Origin of the sequence: Bacillus sp. 1780r2a1 (assembly GCA_024134725.1) — a bacterium.
Lineage (GTDB): Bacteria > Bacillota > Bacilli > Bacillales > Bacillaceae_H > Priestia > Priestia aryabhattai_A.
Genome location: CP099863.1, coordinates 2409920 through 2430861, shown reverse-complemented (window position 1 = coordinate 2430861; position 20942 = coordinate 2409920). Strand labels below are relative to the sequence as shown.

At 44.2% G+C, this 20942-nt stretch carries 2 protein-coding genes; both read left to right on the top strand.

What is annotated here, in order from left to right; translation table 11 throughout:
- Positions 1-166 precede the first annotated feature (166 nt).
- Positions 167-10369 carry an Ig-like domain-containing protein gene (locus tag NIZ91_12195; protein USY53518.1) on the top strand — a complete coding sequence of 3401 codons (10203 nt, stop codon included), beginning with the start codon at positions 167-169 and terminating at the stop codon, positions 10367-10369.
- A gap of 280 nt (positions 10370-10649) precedes the next feature.
- A complete protein-coding gene (locus NIZ91_12190; protein USY53517.1) occupies positions 10650-20855 on the top strand; it encodes an Ig-like domain-containing protein in 10206 nt (3401 codons plus the stop codon).
- Positions 20856-20942: the final 87 nt, after the last annotated feature.

Here is a 20942-nt window from a genome sequence, read left to right as displayed (position 1 = left end):
TGTTTTACCGTATCTTTTTATTAGGAATATTATCCCTTTTTATATACATATCAACAATCTCGTCCTACATAGAGTTATGTATAAGTGTGTTGTATACACTTAGGAACATTTATTGAAGAGACATAATAAACTGTAAAGTATATCGAAAAAATGAGGTGAAAAGACTGTGCCATATATTAACCGTTTCTTAACTAATGCAAACGGGGCAATTACTTTTACAGGAAATACATTTGGTCTTAGTAAACAAACTAATGCTAATGCACCTGGGACTGCTCACGCCATTGGAACTTTTTTTAGCGCAAACGCAAGTTCCGTTGACGGTTCGTATCCACTTGGTACGACTGCTGATTGGCGACAAAATGCTTCAAGTGCGGTATTACGACTGCCTGCTACAACAACGAGAGTTTTATACGCAGAGTTGATTTGGGGAGGATTGTATACTTCAACAGATGAGAATGTGAGTGCATTCATAAATAACTCTATTACGTTTCGTACACCATCAGGCAGTTTTACCATTGCTCCTGATACAGCAACACGTTCAACATTAACTACTTCCCCAAACTTCTTTTATGTAAGAAGTGCAAACGTAACAAATTTAATTACGGGAGCTGGTACTTATACGGCACTTGGCGTTCCTGGTACGCAGGGGAATTTAGATAACACGCTAAACTCAGCGGGTTGGACGTTAGCCGTTGTATATGAAGATCCGCTACAAAGGTCTCGTAACTTGTCTCTTTTCGTTGGCGCTGAATTAACGAGTAGTGCTGGAACGTCAACTGCAACGGTCTCTGGTTTTGGCACACCCGTAACTGGAACAGTGAATGGTAGACTGCTAGTCAGTTCTATTGAAGGAGATTCAGTTTTAACAGGTGATCAATTTTTATTCGGCCCAACTCCGACAACGCTTCAGGCAGTGTCAGGCCCAAACAATCCGATTACGAACTTCTTTGCATCCCAAATTAACAATGATGCCGGTACGCTTGATACAGCCGGAACGTTTGGAAATGTGAATCATCCTCTTGGCACCAACATTTCAGGAGCTCGTCAAGGATGGGATATTACAAACATTGACGTATCACCATGGCTGCAAAATAATCAATCAACTGCAGCGTTGCGAGGGAGCACAAATGGAGATACGTATGTTGTCAATACGCTAGGGCTTCAAGTCAATATCAATGCTCCTGTGTTTACCATTAATAAAACAGCTAACGTGTCGTCAGCCAGAACTGGAGATCTTGTTACGTATACTGTTACCATTCAGAATACGGGAACGGCAGCCGCTAACTTGGTGATTGCAACGGATGCACTATCTAATGCAACAAACTTTGTACCGAATAGCTTGTTTGTAAATGGAGTACAACAGCCTAATACAAGTATTCAAAGTGGAATCGCTCTTGGTACAGTAGGTATTAACCAAACGATTACGTTAATCTATCAAGTTCGAGTAGCAGGACCGTTAACGAATGTTTCTCAACTTTCAAACCAAGTATTTATTGAATATCAGTTTGAAAGTACACCAGGCAATACGTTGACAGGGTCATCTGCTTCAGCAATAAACAACGTGACGGCTGTTAACACTCCGCCAACGGTACCTGATTATACGGTAACAAGTCCAGAAGATACGCCAGCTATTGGTCAAGTGGTTGGATCAGACGTTGATGGCAATCCGCTAACCTATCAGTTGGGCACAGCCCCTGTAAACGGAACGGTAACGGTTAACCCTAACGGTCAGTTTGTCTATACGCCAAACACAAATTTTAACGGAACGGATAGCTTTACTGTCATTGTGAGCGACGGTCAAGGAGGCACAGCTGTTTCAACAGTTACGCTTATTATTACACCTGTTAACGATACGCCTGTTACGCAAAACTATTTTGTTCAAACGCTAGAGGACACGCCGCTTAACGGCCAAATTTTTGCGACGGATGTAGACGGGGACCCGCTGACATTCAGTTTGCAAACAGCACCAGCAAATGGTGTAGTTACACTTAACGGTGATGGTACTTATACGTATACACCCAATGCAAACTTTAACGGAACGGATCAATTTGCAATCTTAGTAAGCGACGGTCAGGGAGGCACCGCTGTTTCAGTAGTTACAGTTACAGTTATTCCTGTAAATGATCCACCGGTTGTTCCAAACTATACGTTTACCACACAAGAAGATTCAGCAGTAATAGGAGCAGTTGTCGCAGTTGACTCGGATCAAGATCCGCTGACGTATCAGCTCCAAAGTGCGCCTGCAAACGGCGTGGCGGTTGTTAATCCAGATGGAACATTTACGTATACGCCAAACCTTAATTTTAACGGGACAGATGCGTTTACGGTATTAGTAAGTGATGGTCAAGGAGGCACAGCCGTTTCCACTGTTACCATTAACGTTTTACCCGTGAATGATCCACCAGTTACAGGGAATTTAGCATTTACAATCAATGAAGATACTACGTTATCAAATCGTGTGACGGCTACTGATCCTGATGGAGACCCTTTAACGTTTGCCCTGCAAAATGCACCAACAAATGGGACGGTACTTGTCAACGCAGATGGAACGTTTACGTATACGCCAAATTTGAATTTTAATGGAACCGACGTGTTTACGGTTCTAGTAAGCGACGGGCAGGGAGGCACGGCGGTCTCTACAGTGACAATTACAGTTCTACCTGTAAACGATCCACCAACGGTTCCAAACTATACGTTTTCAACGCAGGAAGATGCGTCGGTTGTAGGAACGATTGTAGGAAATGATGTAGACGGAAATCCGTTAACATATACACTTCAAACCCAAGGAACTAACGGAACGGCAATTGTGAATGCAAATGGAACGTTTACGTATACGCCAAACTTAAATTTTAATGGAACCGACGTGTTTACGGTTCTAGTAAGCGACGGGCAGGGAGGCACGGCGGTTTCGACCGTCACAATTAATGTGTTGCCAGTCAATGATCCACCGCTAACAGGAGACTTATTTTTCACTATTCCTGAGGATAATTCACTAGCAGGGCAAGTAACGGCAACAGATGTAGACGGTGATCCACTGACGTTTAGTTTACAAAATGCGCCGGTAAACGGCACGGTACTTGTCAACGCAGATGGAACGTTTACGTATACGCCGAACTTAAATTACAATGGTAGCGACCAATTTACAGTTTTGGTGAGCGATGGTCAAGGAGGCACCGCGGTTTCGACCGTTTTTATTACCATTACTCCGGTAAACGATGGCCCAGTCATCCCGAACTACACGTTTACGACGCAAGAAGACGGACCGGTAATTGCTAACGTTGTGGCAATTGATGTAGATGGAGATCCACTTACCTATACGTTGCAGACGCAAGCAACAAACGGGGTAGCGGTTGTCAACGCGGATGGAACGTTTACGTATACGCCAAACCCGAATTTTAACGGAACGGATGTCTTTACAATTTTGGTGAGTGATGGTCAAGGGGGCACCGCTGTTTCGACAGTAACCATTAACGTGCTGCCAGTCAATGACCCTCCTGTTACATCGGATTTGTTTTTTACCATTGCAGAAGACACAGGAATATCCAGCCAAGTCGTAGCTTTTGATGTGGATGGAGACCCGTTAACCTATGCGTTGCAAAATCCAGCATTAAATGGAACAGCTGTTGTCAACGCGGACGGGACGTTTACGTATACGCCAAACCCGAACTATAACGGCACGGATCGTTTTACCGTCTTAGTAAGTGACGGTCAGGGAGGCACCGCTGTTTCGACTGTTAATATTACAATCGTGCCAGTGAACGATCCGCCAACGGTTCCAAACTATACGTTCTCAACACAGGAAGATTCATCAGTAACGGGTGCTATCGTAGGCTTTGACGTAGATGGTAATCCTTTAACCTATACGCTGCAAACGCAAGCGGCAAACGGAGTAGCGGTTGTCAACGCAGACGGGACGTTTACGTATACGCCAAACTTAAATTTTAATGGAACAGATGTGTTTACAGTACTGGTGAGCGATGGTCAAGGAGGCACGGCCGTCTCTACGGTCACAATTAATGTTCAACCGGTAAACGATCCACCGGTGACAGCTGATTTAACGTTTACAATCAATGAAGATACCGTTCTTTCAAATCAAGTACCTGCCACTGACCCAGAGGGGGACCCGTTAACCTTTAGCTTGTTAAACGCACCTATAAATGGAACAGCGATTGTCAACGCAGACGGGACGTTTACGTATACGCCAAACCTTAATTACAATGGAACAGATACCTTTAGTGTTCTTGTATCAGACGGTCAAGGCGGAACTGCGGTTTCGAACATTTTTATTACAATTGTACCAGTAAATGACCCCCCGGTTGTTCAGGACCGAACAATTACAACAACCGTTAACATTCCAATTTTAAGCAGTGTACCAGCTTCAGACCCAGAAGGAAATGCGTTAACGTATACGGTTAGCCAACCACCAACAAATGGCACAGTCGTACTAAACCCCGATGGAACGTTTACGTATACGCCAAACCCGGGATATATCGGTGGGGATGTATTCACGGTGCTTGTCACGGATTCAGAAGGAGCGACAGCCCTTTCAACAATAACGGTTACTGTGTTAGCAACGAACGGAAATACAACGGCTCAAGACGCGCAGTTGACAACACCAGAAGATATTCCTGTGCAAGGTCAAGTGGTAGCCACAAATGTACTTGCAAATCCACTAGTTTACACACTACAAGATCCACCTGCTTTTGGAACGGTTATCTTAGACAGCGCGACAGGCGTGTACACTTACACGCCGAACCAAAACTTTAATGGAATGGATTCCTTTACTGTCTTTGTAACTGATAATGCTGGTGGAAACGCAACGTCTTCCCAAGTGATTACGGTTACGCCGGTGAATGATCCGCCAGTCGTACCAAACTATCAGATTACAACGCTTGAAGATACGCCTATTGCTTCAGTAGTTATTGCAACGGATGTAGACGGTAACCCACTCACGTACTCACTTCTTGTTGCGCCAACAAACGGAGTAGCTTTGGTAAATACGAATGGCACCTATACGTATACACCAAACCCAAACTTTAATGGAACAGATCAGTTTACGGTTCTCGTTGATGATGGCCAAGGAGGAACGGCAACATCAATCATTACAGTTACAGTCGTCCCGGTGAATGATCCGCCGGTTGGACCAAATGAAATCTTTGTTACAACGCTCGAAGACACCACGCTAATTGGCCAAATTATTGCAACAGATCCAGATGGAGATGTATTAACCTACACTCTTGAAAATGCACCAACAAACGGCACAGCAGTTGTCAACCCAGATGGAACTTATACGTATACGCCAAATCTTAACTATAACGGCATGGATTCATTTACGGTTCGAATTAGTGACCCGTCCGGTGCGTTCATTATTACAAATGTAATGGTTACCGTTATTCCAGTGAACGACCCGCCAACCGTTCCCAACTATGCGTATACAATTCTAGAAGATACCGTCTTGAATAGCGTAGTTATTGGAACGGATGCAGACGGAGATGCGCTTACCTATTCATTAGCTTCTCCGCCAGCTAATGGCACGGTAGTTGTCAATCCAGACGGAACGTTTACGTATACGCCAAGCCCAGACTTTAACGGGCAAGATAATTTCTTTGTAAACGTACAGGATCCAAACGGCGGCACGGCTATCTCAGAAATTATTATTACGGTTGTCCCGGTCAATGACCCGCCAATTGCACCGAACTTAATTACCGTTACAACGAACGAAGATACAGCGGTAGGGGGAACCATCAACGCAATTGACCCAGACGGAGATCCATTGACGTATACGCTTGAAGACACCCCTATAAATGGAACCGTGGTAGTTGACCCACAGGGATCGTTTGTCTATACCCCAAATCTGAATTTTAACGGAACGGACACGTTTACCGTTCGCGTTACGGATACAAGCGGAGCGTTTATCATTGTGAACGTACAGGTTATTGTAAATCCAGTAAACGATGTGCCAACGGTTCCAGATTACCAGTTTACTATTAACGAAGATACCGTATTATCCAATCGAGTGGTTGGTACGGATGTAGACGGGGACCCGTTAACGTATAGCTTATTTTCGCCGCCGGTGAACGGAACAGCCGTGGTTAATCCAGATGGCACGTACACCTATACGCCAAACGCAAACTTTAACGGAACGGATAACTTTTTTGTACTTGTAAGTGATCCAAACGGAGGGCAGGCGGTATCAACGCTCACAATAACCGTCGTACCAGTGAACGATCCACCGATTGCGCCAAATGTAATTGAGATTGTAACCAATGAAGATACGGCGATTACAAGTGCTGTAAACGCCGTGGATCCAGATGGAGATCCGTTAATCTATACGCTTGAAAATGCACCAATAAACGGAACAGCTGTGGTTGATCCGCAAGGTTCGTTTCTCTATACACCAAACCTTAACTACAATGGACCAGACACATTTACAATCCGAGTGACCGATACGGCTGGAAACTTTATTATTGTAAATGTTAACGTCACGGTTGTGCCAGTAAACGATCCACCGATTGTACCAAACTATCAGTATACGATTTTAGAAGATACGATTCTTATCAACCAAGTGTTTGCCACAGATGTGGATGGAGATCCGCTAACGTATTCGCTAGCTTATCAAGGTAGCAATGGAATAGCGACTGTGAACCCTGATGGAAGCTTCACCTATATTCCTAACCCTAACTTTGTTGGTGAAGATAACTTTGGCGTAACAGTTAGTGACGGGCAAGGAGGTACAGCTTTATCAATCGTTACCATTACGGTTACACCGGTAGATGATCCGCCGATTGCGCCAAATGAAATCATGATTTCTACACCGGAAGAAACGCCTGTTACAACTCAAATTGTCGCAATAGACCCAGAAGGATTACCGTTAACGTATGCGATTGAAGACGCACCGATTAACGGAACGGTTATCATTGATAATAATGGCGTGTTCACTTATACCCCGAATGAGAATTTCACGGGTGGAGATACGTTTACCGTTCGAATTACAGATGCAGGCGGGAATTTTGTTATTACGACCGTGCTAGTTATGGTAACACCTGTTGAACAGCCGCCGGTTGTGCCAAACTACTCAATAACCACTCTGCAAAATCAAAGTGTAACTGGCACAGTTGTTGGAATCGATCCGAACGGAGACCCGATTACGTATAGCCTAGGGCAGCCTGCCCAAAATGGTGTGGTGACGGTTAGTCCAGATGGAAACTTCATTTATACGCCAAACACTGATTATGTAGGAAGCGATTTGTTCACTGTTGTTTTAGAAGATACATCCGGACTAACGGCAACATCCATTGTTAATGTGACGGTGACGCCGGTCAACCGTGCGCCAATCACAAATGATTTTACCATTGATACGCTTGAAAATACGCCGATAAACGGGCAAACGCCAGGGTTTGATCCTGATGGAAACCCAATCACGTATTCCGTATCAGGACCGCCATTTAACGGAACAGTGACAGTGGATAGCGTGACAGGTGCGTATACGTATACACCAAATCCAGGATTTGTAGGTGTTGATTCGTTTACAATTGAGCTTCGAGATAGTGCAGGCGGAGTGGCTCAGTCTCTTGGAACGGTCACTGTTATTAGCACGAACCTTCCGCCAACTGTAAACGATTTGTCCATTGCAACGCAGCAAGGATTACCGGCAACAGGGCAATTGATTGGAACGGACCCGGACGGAGACCCGATTCGCTTTAGATTAAACTTGGCACCTTTAAATGGAACGGTAGTAATCAATAGTGACGGGACATTTACGTATACGCCGAATATTGGATATGTTGGCAACGATAACTTCTCAGTTATTGTAGAAGACACGCGAGGAGGGCAAGGCTTTGGAACAGTAACGGTCACCATTAACCCAGCTCCTCAACCTTTTACGGTACTTGGTGCGGAAGTGACAACCCTTATTAATCAACCAGTTAACGGATTAGTTGCTGTTGATGATCCTGAAGGCAATATTGTATCTTATCAAATTAGTGCCCAGCCTCAAAACGGAACGGCTATTCTTAATCAAGACGGGACGTTTACGTATACGCCAAATCAAAATTTTGTTGGGGAAGATTTCTTTGACGTCATTGTTACGGATGGTAATGGTATCCAAGGGTTAGGTACAGTTATTATTAACGTATTGCCGTCTTCAAGCATAATCGTAGTTATGGATTCTGAAATTTCTCTTGAGTTTAATACACCGATAGACGGGCAAGTTATGGCGACAAGTACGACGGGGCTTCCGCTACTGTATACGCTCCAAACGCCGCCTCAAAACGGTACGGTAACGGTCAACCCAGATGGGACGTATGTTTATTCACCAACAACTGGATTTTTCGGTTCGGATCAATTTTCAGTACTTGTTACTGACACACAGGGCAATGCACAAGTTGCAAATGTCGTTGCTTTCGTTCAAGGCCCAGTCGCTCAGCAACCAATAGTGACGGACCAAACGATTCAAACGATTGAAGGTCAGCCCGTAGCAGGAGCCGTTATTGCTATCGATCCAACCGGGCAGCCGTTAACGTATACGCTACTTGGCAGCGGAGCTGTGAATGGAGTTGTGGTACTAAATCCAGATGGTACGTTCACATATACACCAAATCCAGGTTTTGTTGGCAACGATGCGTTTAGTATACTTGTACAAAATCCACAAGGTCTTAATGCAACTACTACCATTGCCGTTGTAGTTACGCCGTTTCCAAATGAAGTTGTTGCAGAAAACCTTACAATTCGAACAGTACTTGGTCAGCCAGCAACGGGGCAAATTGTAGCAAGAGATCAGCTGGGCAGACCATTAACCTATTCGTTAAATACGAATCCACTATACGGAACAGCGGTAGTTAATTCCGATGGAACTGTTGTTTATACACCAAACGCTGGGTTTAGCGGTCAAGATCAGTTTAGTGTACTCGTTGTAAACGACCAGGGAGATCAAGCCATATCTCAAGTCACGGTTGTTGTCGATAACCCAGCAAGCACAATTACCGTTCCAGATACAACGATTCAAACGGTGCAAAACCAAAGTGTGCAAGGGGTCGTACTAGCAACTGATTCTCAAAATCGTCCGCTTCGCTATTCTCAAGGGTCAGCGCCAGCAAATGGCACGGTTGTAGTAAATGCAGACGGAACGTTTACGTATACGCCAGCTCCACAGTTCTTTGGAACAGATTCGTTTACGGTATTTGTGCAAAATGACAGAGGAGATTCAGCAACTGGTGTCGTTCGAGTTGTTGTTTCGCAGCTTCAAGACACCATTACCGTGCAGCCACTCACAGTGTCTGGACAGCAAAATCAGCCGGTTAGCGGCCAGGTAGTGGCAACCGATGCACTTGGTCGTCCGTTAACGTACGCTGTCAGCATCGGACCAGCAAACGGAACGCTTGTATTTAACCCGGACGGAACGTTTACGTATACGCCAAATCCAGACTTTGCAGGAATTGATAGCTTTACGGTAATTGTTCGCAATGATTTAGGTGACTCAGTCACGACGGTTGTCTCTGTCGTCATTGCTAGTACTGGAAGTCAAGTCACAGCACAAGACCAAAGCGTAACAGTTGTCGCAGGTCAAGTACTTCAAGGCCAAATCGTAGCAAGTGACTCGCAAGGTCGACCATTGACTTATGCTTTAGCAACTTCTCCGACTTCAGGGACGGTTGTTATAACTGCTAGCGGTGCGTACACGTATACGCCAAACCTTGGATTTGTGGGAACGGACCAGTTTATCGTTGTTGTTCGCAATGATTTAGGGCAACAAGCATTTTCTGTTGTGACTGTCGAAGTTACCCCAGCAGCAAACGTTATTACAGCAAATAATATCACGCTACAAACAACGTCAGGAACACCTGTAAACGGCTTGTTTACAGCGAGCGATACGCAAGGACGTCCGTTAACGTTTACGCTTCGCACGGCACCAACGAACGGTCGAGTGACGTTAGGTGCGAATGGTCAATTTGTCTATACGCCAAATGGAAACTTTGTAGGAACTGATTCATTCTCAGTACTGATAATTGATGATACGGGAGCAGCAGCTACGGCAATTGCAACAATTACTGTCGGAGCTGTTCAGCCGAATGCACCAATTATTGAAGATCAAACGTTTACGCTAAATGTGAATGAAACGATTCAAGCTCAAGTCGTCGCACGAGATCCACAAGGGTTGCCGCTTGTTTATAGAATTGTCACTCCGCCGCAAAATGGAGTAGCCTTTATTGATCCGGAAACTGGTGTAATTACGTATACACCGAACCCAAACTTTGTCGGCACAGACTCTGTAGTAGTAAGCGTAACAAACAGTGCAGGTCTAACCTCAACAGCTACTATTACATTTATTGTTCAGCGCGGCATAAGTTTTAGATGTTCCATCATTTTCTAAAAACTCCCAAAAGCCTCTTTTAGATAGCTTCTTGTCTAAGAGAGGCTTTTTTAAAAGAAGAAACATGAGTGGCTAAGCTACTCTAGAAAGTGTGAAAGCGTATTGTATTAGGCTTATCTAGATAATAGCAAGATGAAATCTAAAAAAAGTATTGAAAGTAGTACTGAAAACAGTTAATACAATATGTAATAGCAATGTTGCACGCTTTTATTTAATAAGAACACTTTTTGAATAAATTTATAAACTATTAAATACGTTACAAAAATGAGGTGAGAATACTGTGCCATATATTAATCGATTTTTAGGGAATGCAAACGGGGCAATTACTTTTACAGGAAATACTTTTGGTCTCAGTAAGCAAAATAACGTGAATGCCCCAGGAACTGCCCATTCAATCGGAACTTTCTTTAGCGTTAATCCTAACTCTGTTGATGGGTCATACCCGCTTGGTACCACCGCCGATTGGCGACAAAATGCTTCAAGTGCGGTATTACGATTACCGACTACAACGACGAAAGTTTTATATGCAGAGTTAATTTGGGGAGGTTTATATACTTCCAACGATGAGAATGTGAGTGCCTTTATTAATAATTCCATTACGTTCCGCACACCTTCAGGGAACTTCACAATTTCTCCTGATACAGCTACTCGTTCAACGTTAACCACATCTCCTAATCTATTTTATGTAAGAAGCGCCAATGTAACAAACCTTGTAACAGGACCCGGTACGTATACGGCACTTGGCGTTCCTGGTACGCAGGGGAATTTAGAGAATACGATAAACTCAGCGGGGTGGACGTTAGCCGTCGTATATGAAGATCCGCTGCAGCGATCTCGTAACTTGTCCCTTTTTGTTGGAGCTGAATTAACAAGTGGAACTGGTAGCACAACTGCAACGGTTTCAGGGTTTGGAACACCCGTAACAGGAACAGTAAACGGTAGATTACTAGTCAGTTCCATTGAAGGCGATTCGGTTATAACAGGGGATCAACTATTGTTTGGTCCCACTATTTCTACGCTTCAAGCAGTATCAGGTCCGAACAATCCGCTCACAAACTTCTTTGCATCTCAAATTAACAATGACGCAGGTACGCTTGATACGTCGGGGACATTTGGGAATGTAAATCACCCTCTTGGCACTAATATTTCAGGTGCACGTCAAGGGTGGGATATTACTAATATTGATGTATCAGCAAGACTGCAAAACAATCAATCAACTGCAACGGTGAGAGGTAGCACGAGTGGAGATACCTACGTTATTAACTCGTTAGGACTTCAAATCGATATCAATGCTCCTGTATTTACTATTAACAAAACGGCTAACGTATCGTCAGCGAGAACAGGGGATCTTGTTACGTATACCGTTGCAATTCAAAATACAGGAACAGCAGCAGCTAATCTTGTTGTTGCAACGGATGCATTGTCTGATGCCACAGATTTTGTTCCTAACAGTTTGTTTGTAAATGGAGTGCAGCAGACAAATATAGATATCCAAGCGGGGATTTCTCTTGGTACAATTGCGGTTAACCAGACCGTAACGTTAACGTATCAAGTTAATGTTACGGGTCCATTAACAAACGTTAGCCAGCTGTCAAATCAATTATTTGTTCATTATCAGTTCCAAAGCACTCCTGGGAATACAGTGACAGGGTCTGCAGCTTCTGCTATTAACAGCGTCACTGCTATTAATACTCCTCCAACTGTGCCTAACTATACCGTTACAAACCCTGAGGACGTACCAGCTATTGGTCAAGTGGTTGGATCAGACGTTGATGGCAATCCGCTAACCTATCAGTTGGGCACAGCCCCTGTAAACGGAACGGTAACGGTCAATCCTAACGGTGAATTTGTTTATACCCCTAACTTGAACTTTAACGGAACCGATAGTTTTACTGTTATTGTAAGCGATGGCCAAGGAGGCACAGCCGTTTCAACAGTTACGCTCATTATTACACCTGTCAACGACGCACCGGTTACACAAAACTATTTTCTTCAAACGCTGGAGGATACGCCTCTTACAGGACAAATTTTTGCGACAGATGTAGACGGGAATCCACTGACGTTTAGCTTGCAAACTGAACCAACAAATGGTGCTGTCGTTGTAAACGCTGATGGCACGTATACGTACACCCCAAACTTAAATTTCAACGGAACCGATCAGTTTGCAGTGTTAGTGAGCGACGGTCAAGGAGGCACGGCCGTTTCTGTCGTTACGATAACGGTTATTCCTGTAAATGATCCTCCTGTTGTTCCGAATTATACGTTTACCATTCAAGAAGATTCGGAAATAGTGGGAGCAATTGTAGCGGTTGATTCTGATCAAAATCCGCTCACGTATCAACTGCAAAATTCTCCTGTAAATGGAGTAGCGGTAGTAAATATAGACGGGATGTTTACGTACACGCCAAACCTTAACTTTAACGGTACAGATGTCTTTACAGTGTTGGTGAGCGACGACCAAGGAGGCACAGCCGTTTCAACCGTTACCATTAACGTTTTACCCGTGAATGATCCACCAGTTACAGGGGATTTAGCATTTACAATCAATGAAGATACTACGTTATCAAATCGCGTGACGGCTACAGATCCTGATGGAGATCCGCTCACATTTTCTTTACAAAATACGCCTGCTAACGGAACGGCAGTTGTGAATGCAGATGGAACGTTTACGTATACGCCAAATTTGAACTTTAATGGAACAGACGTGTTTACAGTGTTGGTGAGCGATGGCCAAGGAGGCACAGCCGTTTCAACCGTTACTATTAATGTAATTCCGGTAAATGATCCACCAACCGTTCCAAACTATACATTTTCTACACAAGAGGATGCCATCGTTGTTGGAACGATTGTTGGGAACGATATAGACGGCAATCCATTAACATACACACTTCAAACCCAAGGAACTAACGGAACGGCAATTGTGAATGCAAATGGAACGTTTACGTATACGCCAAACTTAAATTTTAATGGAACAGACGTGTTTACAGTATTGGTGAGCGATGGTCAAGGAGGAACAGCGGTCTCGACCGTCACAATTAATGTGTTACCAGTGAATGATCCACCGCTAACAGGAGATTTATTTTTCACTATTCCTGAGGATAATTCACTAGCAGGGCAAGTAACAGCAACGGATGTAGACGGTAATCCACTGACGTTTAGCTTGCAAAACGCACCGGTAAATGGCACGGCAGTTGTCAATGTGGACGGAACATTTACGTATACGCCGAACTTAAATTACAACGGAACAGATGTATTTACAGTGCTAGTGAGCGATGGTCAAGGAGGCACAGCCGTTTCTAGCATTTTTATTACCATTACGCCAGTGAATGATCCACCAGTTATACCAAACTATACGTTTTCAACTCAAGAGGACGCAGCGGTTATTGCAAGCGTTGTGGCAACCGATGCAGACGGTAACCCTCTAACCTATGCGCTGCAGACACAAGCAACAAACGGGGTCGCTGTTGTGAATGTCGATGGGACGTTTACGTATACGCCGAACCTGAATTTTAATGGCACGGATGCCTTTACAATTTTAGTGAGTGATGGTGTAGGAGGTACGGCAGTTTCAACAGTGACCATTAACGTGCTGCCAGTCAATGATCCGCCTGTTACATCTGATTTGTTTTTTACCATTGCAGAAGACACGGAGATATCTAATCAAGTTGTGGCATTTGATCCAGACGGCAATCCCCTAACCTATACGCTGCAAAATTCTCCTGCAAATGGAGTAGCGGTAGTAAATACGGATGGAACATTTACGTATACGCCAAATGCAAACTATAATGGAACAGATCGCTTTACGATATTGGTCAGTGATGGGCAAGGAGGCACAGCAGTCTCGACCGTAAATATTACGATTGTCCCGGTCAACGACCCACCGACCGTTCCTAATTATACGTTTTCAACACTAGAAGATGTACCTTTGCTGGGTGCTGTAGTAGGAACAGATGTAGATGGAAATCCGTTGACGTATACGCTGCAAACGCAAGCGACCAATGGAGTAGCTGTTGTGAATGCCGACGGGACGTTTACGTATACGCCAACCTTAGATTTCTTTGGACTTGACGTATTTACCGTACTAGTAAGTGATGGGCAAGGAGGCACAGCGGTTTCCACAGTAACAATTAACGTCATTTCAGTGAATGATCCACCTGTTACTGCAGATTTAACTTTTACAATTAATGAAGACACTTCATTATCCAGTCAAATTCCAGCAACCGACCCTTCTGGAGATCCAATTACATTTACCTTAGAAAACCCTCCAATAAACGGAATAGTAGTTGTGAACTTAGATGGTACGTTTACGTATACGCCGAATTTAAATTATAACGGTACGGATGTATTTAGTGTTTTAGTAGCCGATGATCAAGGTGGTACAGCTATATCTACTGTATTTATTACAATAGTACCGGTGAATGACTCACCTATCGTTCAAGACGAAAGTATTACAACAACGGTTAATATACCGATTTTTAGTACCATACCAGCCTTAGACCCAGAAGGAAATGCGTTAACGTATACGGTAAACCAGCTACCAACAAACGGCACAGTCTTATTAAATCCTGATGGCACGTTTACGTATACGCCAAATCCGGGATATATCGGTGGAGATGTATTCACGGTACTCGTCACAGATTCAGAAGGAGCGACAGCCCTTTCAACAGTAACAGTTACCGTTTTAGCGACAAATGGAAACACAACGGCTCAAGACGCGCAGTTGACAACACCAGAAGATATTCCTGTGCAAGGTCAAGTGGTAGCCACAAATGTATTTGGAAATCCACTAGTTTATACACTACAAGATCTACCGAAATTCGGCACAGTTGTGTTGAATAGCGCAACGGGCGCTTATACGTATACGCCGAGCCAAAACTTTAATGGAACGGATTCCTTTACTGTCTTTGTAACTGATAATGCTGGTGGAAACGCAACGTCTTCCCAAGTGATTACGGTTACGCCGGTGAATGATCCGCCAGTCGTACCAAACTATCAAATTATAACAAATGAAGATACGGCTATTACGTCTGCAGTTATTGCAACGGACGTAGACGGAAATCCTCTAACTTATTCACTTCTTATTGCACCAACAAATGGCGTGGTTGTAGTAAATGCCAACGGTGTTTACACGTATACGCCAAGTGAAAACTTTAATGGTATTGATACGTTTACAGTGCTTGTAAATGATGGTCAAGGAGGCACAGCTGCATCTACTATTACGGTGACGGTTCTACCGATTAATGATCGACCGGTTGGACCACTTAACCTTAACTTAACGACCAATGAAGACACAGCTGTAACAAGTCAAGTTGTAGCAATTGATCCTGAAGGCGAGCCCCTAACGTATACGCTTGAAAATGCACCAACCAACGGCGTAGTTGTAGTAAATGCCAACGGAACGTTTACCTATACGCCTAACCTTAATTACAATGGATTTGATACCTTTACTATTCGAGTCAGCGATCCGCAAGGAGCATTTATTATTACAACAGTCTTAATTAATGTTATTCCAGTGAACGACCCGCCAACCGTTCCGAACTATGCGTATACAATTCTAGAAGATACCGTCTTGAATAGCGTAGTTATTGGAACGGATGCAGACGGAGATGCGCTTATCTATTCACTGGCTTCTCCACCAGCTAATGGCACGGTAGTTGTCAATCCAGACGGGACGTTTACGTATACACCAAACCCAGACTTTAACGGGCAAGATAATTTCTTTGTAAACGTACAGGATCCAAACGGCGGCACGGCTATCTCGGAAATTGTTATTACGGTTCTCCCGGTCAATGACCCGCCAATTGCACCGAACTTAATTACCGTTACAACGAATGAAGACACAGCGGTAGGGGGCGTTATAAACGCAACTGATCCAGATGGAAATCCGCTAGTTTATACGTTGGAAGATTTACCTATAAACGGAACAGTAGAGGTAGAGCAGCAAGGTTCGTTTCTCTATACACCAAATCCAAACTTTACCGGAACAGATACGTTTACCGTTCGCGTTACGGACACAAGCGGAGCGTTTATCATTGTGAACGTACAGGTTATTGTAAATCCAGTGAACGACGTGCCAACTGTTCCAGATTACCAGTTTAGTATTAATGAAGATACCGTATTAGCAAACCGAGTGGTTGGTACGGATGTAGACGGGGATCCGCTATCGTATAGCTTGCTTTCTCCACCGGTGAACGGAACAGCCGTCGTGAATCCAGACGGGACGTATACGTACACGCCAAACGCAAACTTTACCGGAACGGATAATTTCTTTGTGCTGGTGACTGACCCTAATGGAGGGCAGGCGGTTTCAACGATTACCATAACCGTATTACCAGTAAATGATCCACCAATTGCGCCAAATGAAATTGAGATTGTAACCAATGAAGATACGGCGATTACAAGTGCTGTAAACGCCGTGGATCCAGATGGAGATCCGTTAATCTATACGCTTGAAGACGCGCCGATAAACGGAACGGCAGTGGTCGATCAGCAAGGTTCGTTTCTCTATACACCAAACCTTAACTACAATGGACCAGATACGTTTACGATTCGCGTAACCGATACGGCGGGAAGTTTTATCATTGTTAACATTCTTGTGACCGTAGTACCGGTAAACGACCCACCCGTTGTACCAAACTATCAATATACAATTTTAGAAGATACGATTCTTATCAATCAAGTGTTTGCCACGGATGTAGATGGAAATCCCCTTATCTATTCATTAGCTTATCAGGGCAGCAATGGGGTAGCGACTGTGAACCCTGATGGAAGCTTTACGTATACTCCTAATCTTAATTTCGTTGGCGAAGATACCTTTGGCGTAACGGTTAGTGATGGGCAGGGAGGTACAGCTTTATCAATCATTACGGTTACGGTCACACCCGTAGACGATCCGCCAATTGCGCCAAATGAAATCATGATTTCTACGCCGGAAGAAACGCCGATTACCAGTCAAATCGTGGCGATAGATCCAGAGGGGTTGCCACTGACGTATGCAATTGAAGATGCACCGCTTAACGGGACGGTCACCATTGATAATAACGGAGTGTTTACGTATACACCAAATGAGAATTTTACAGGTGGAGATACGTTTACCGTGCGAATTACAGATGAAGGTGGAAACTTTGTTATCACGACTGTACTTGTAATGGTTACACCTGTTGAACAGCCGCCGGTTGTGCCAAATTACTCAATAACCACTCTGCAAAATCAAAGCGTAACGGGAAGAGTTGTTGGCATCGATCCGAACGGAGACCCGATAACGTATAGCCTAGGGCAGCCTGCCCAAAATGGTGTGGTGACGGTTAGTCCAGATGGACACTTTATTTATACGCCAAACACTGATTATGTAGGAAGCGACTTATTCACTGTTAGTTTAGAAGATACATCTGGACTAACGGCAACATCCATTGTTAATGTGACGGTAACACCGGTCAACCGTGCGCCAATCACAAATGATTTTACCATTGATACGCTTGAAAATACGCCGATAAGCGGGCAAACGCCAGGGTTTGATCCGGATGGAAACCCGATTACGTATTCCGTATCAGGACCGCCATTTAACGGAACGGTGACAGTAGATAGTGTAACAGGCGCGTACACGTACACGCCAAATCCAGGCTTTGTCGGCGTAGACTCGTTTATTATTGAGCTTCAAGATACAGCAGGAGGCGTCGCTAACTCAGCAGCAACCGTCAATGTTATCAGTACAAATCGTCCTCCAACTGTAAATGACTTGTCCATTGTAACGCAGCAAGGAACGCCAGCAACCGGGCAATTAATTGGAGCGGATCCAGACGGAGACCCAATTCGCTTTAGGTTAAATTTGGCACCGTTATATGGTAGCGTTGTGGTGAACAGTAACGGAATATTCACGTACACCCCAAACATTGGCTATGTAGGAAGTGACAATTTCTCTGTAGTAGTAGAAGATACGCGGGGAGGGCAAGGGTTTGGCACCGTAAATGTTACAATTACTCCACCACATAACCCTCCTTTTACAGTATTAGGAGCGAATGTTATTACTTTTGTCAACCAGCCGGTAGAAGGAGAAATATCCGTTGATGATCCAGAAGGCAATATTGTTTCTTATCAGCTTGGTGTACCACCATTTAATGGCACAGCCGTTATTAACCAAGATGGCACGTTTACGTATACGCCGAATCCAGACTTTGTTGGAGAAGATATATTTGACGTCATCGTAACTGATAGTAACGGTACCCAAGGAGTTGGAACTGTTATTGTCACAATTTTGGCATCTTCAAGTGCAATTCTAACGATGGATTCTGAGGTTTCTGGTGAATTTAATATGCCTGTGGATGGGCAAGTGATGGCATTTAGCACAACAGGTCTTTCTTTGCTATACACGCTGCAAGTTCCACCACAAAATGGCAGTGTCATTGTTAATCTGGATGGCACGTTTACGTACCAACCGACTGCTGGGTTCTTTGGCTTAGATCAGTTTAGGGTGCTTATTACAGATACAGAAGGAAATACAGCATCCTCAACGGTTGTAGTTGTCGTTCAAGGTCCTGTTAACGATCAGCCAATTGTTACGGATCAAACGATTCAAACCATTGAAGGTCAGCCTGTATCGGGTGAGGTCATTGCAACCGATCCAAACGGGCAACCGCTCACGTATACGCTACTTGGAAGCGGAGCAATCAATGGAGCTGTGGTGTTAAATCAAGATGGTACGTTCACATATACGCCAAACGCGGGATTTGTTGGCAACGATGCGTTCAGCGTACTGGTAGAAAATCCACAGGGGTTAAACGCAACTACTACGATTGCCGTTGTGGTAACGCCGTTTCCAAATCAGGTTGTTGCAGAGAATCTCGTCATTCGAACAGTCAGTAACCAGCCTGCAACAGGTCAAATAATTGCAAGAGATCAGCTGGGCAGACCGCTTGTGTACTCACTCAATATAAGTCCTTTATATGGAACAGCAGTAGTCAATCCAGATGGGTCCATTCTCTATACGCCAAGTGCAGGGTTTAGCGGCCAAGATCAGTTTAGTGTACTCGTTGTAAATGACCAGGGAGATCAAGCCATATCCCAAGTAACAGTCGTTGTGGATAATCCAGCAAGCACAATTATCGTTCCAGATACAACCATTCAAACGGTCCAAAATCAAAGTGTTCAAGGTATTGTATTAGCGAGTGATTCTCAAGGCAGACCGCTTCGTTACTCCCAAGGATCTATGCCAGAGAACGGGACGGTTGTGGTTAATCCAGACGGCACGTTTACGTACACGCCAAATCCCCAGTTCTTCGGAACGGATTCGTTTACGGTGTTTGTGCAAAATGATCGAGGAGACTCATCTTCAGGAGTAGTAAGAGTTGTTGTAGAAGAACTTCAAAGTGAAATCACAGTAGAGCCACTTACAGTTTCTGGACAGCAAAACCAGCCGGTTAGCGGTCAAGTGGTGGCAACTGATGCGCTGGGTCGACCGTTAACGTACGCTGTCAGCATCGGACCAGCAAATGGAACGCTTGTATTTAATCTGGACGGTACGTTTACGTACACGCCAAATCCAAACTTTGCAGGAATTGATAGCTTTACGGTAATTATCCGCAATGATTTAGGTGACTCAGTCACGACGGTTGTCTCTGTGGTCATTACTAGTGTTGCAAGTGAATTAACAGCTGATAATCAAAACGTCACAGTTGTCGCAGGTCAAGTGCTTCAAGGGCAAATCATAGCAAGTGACTCGCAAGGTCGACCACTCATTTACGCATTAGCCACGCCGCCAAAGTCAGGGACAGTTGTTGTGACAACTAGCGGTGCGTACACGTATACACCAAACCTTGGCTTTGTTGGAAGCGATCAATTCGTTGTTGTGGTTCGCAATGATTTAGGGCAAGAAGCGTTTTCTGTTGTCACCATAGAAGTGACACAACCAGCAAATATTATCACAGCAAATGATGTCACGCTACAAATAACGTCAGGAACACCTGTAAGCGGCTTATTTACAGCAAGTGATACGCAAGGGCGTCCGCTCATCTATACAATTCGAACAGCGCCAACAAACGGTCAAGTCACGCTTCGGGCTGATGGACAGTTTATCTATACCCCGAATCCAAATTTTGTTGGAACTGATACTTTTTCTGTGCTCGTAACGGACGATACGGGAGCAGCGGCTACTGCCATTGCAACAATTACAGTAGGTGAAAATCAGCCAGACGCACCAATTATTGAAGATCAAACGTTTACGCTAAACGTGAATGAAACGATTCAAGCCCAAATCGTGGCACGAGATCCACAAGGGTTACCGCTTGTCTATAGAATTACAACTTTACCACAAAACGGTGTAGCATTTATCGATCCCGTGACCGGCGTAATTACGTATACGCCAAATTCAAATTTCGTCGGAAGAGATTACGTTGTGGTGAGCGTGACGAATAGTGCGGGTATAACATCGGAAGCAACCATCATCTTTATTGTTCAGCGTGGTATAAGTTTTAGGTGTTCAATTATTTTGTAAAGAATACTAAACCCCCTTTTGGAGTGGCCTCACCCAAAAGGGGGTTTTTTATGGGAACGTTTTTTACATCAATCTATAAGATAGTAA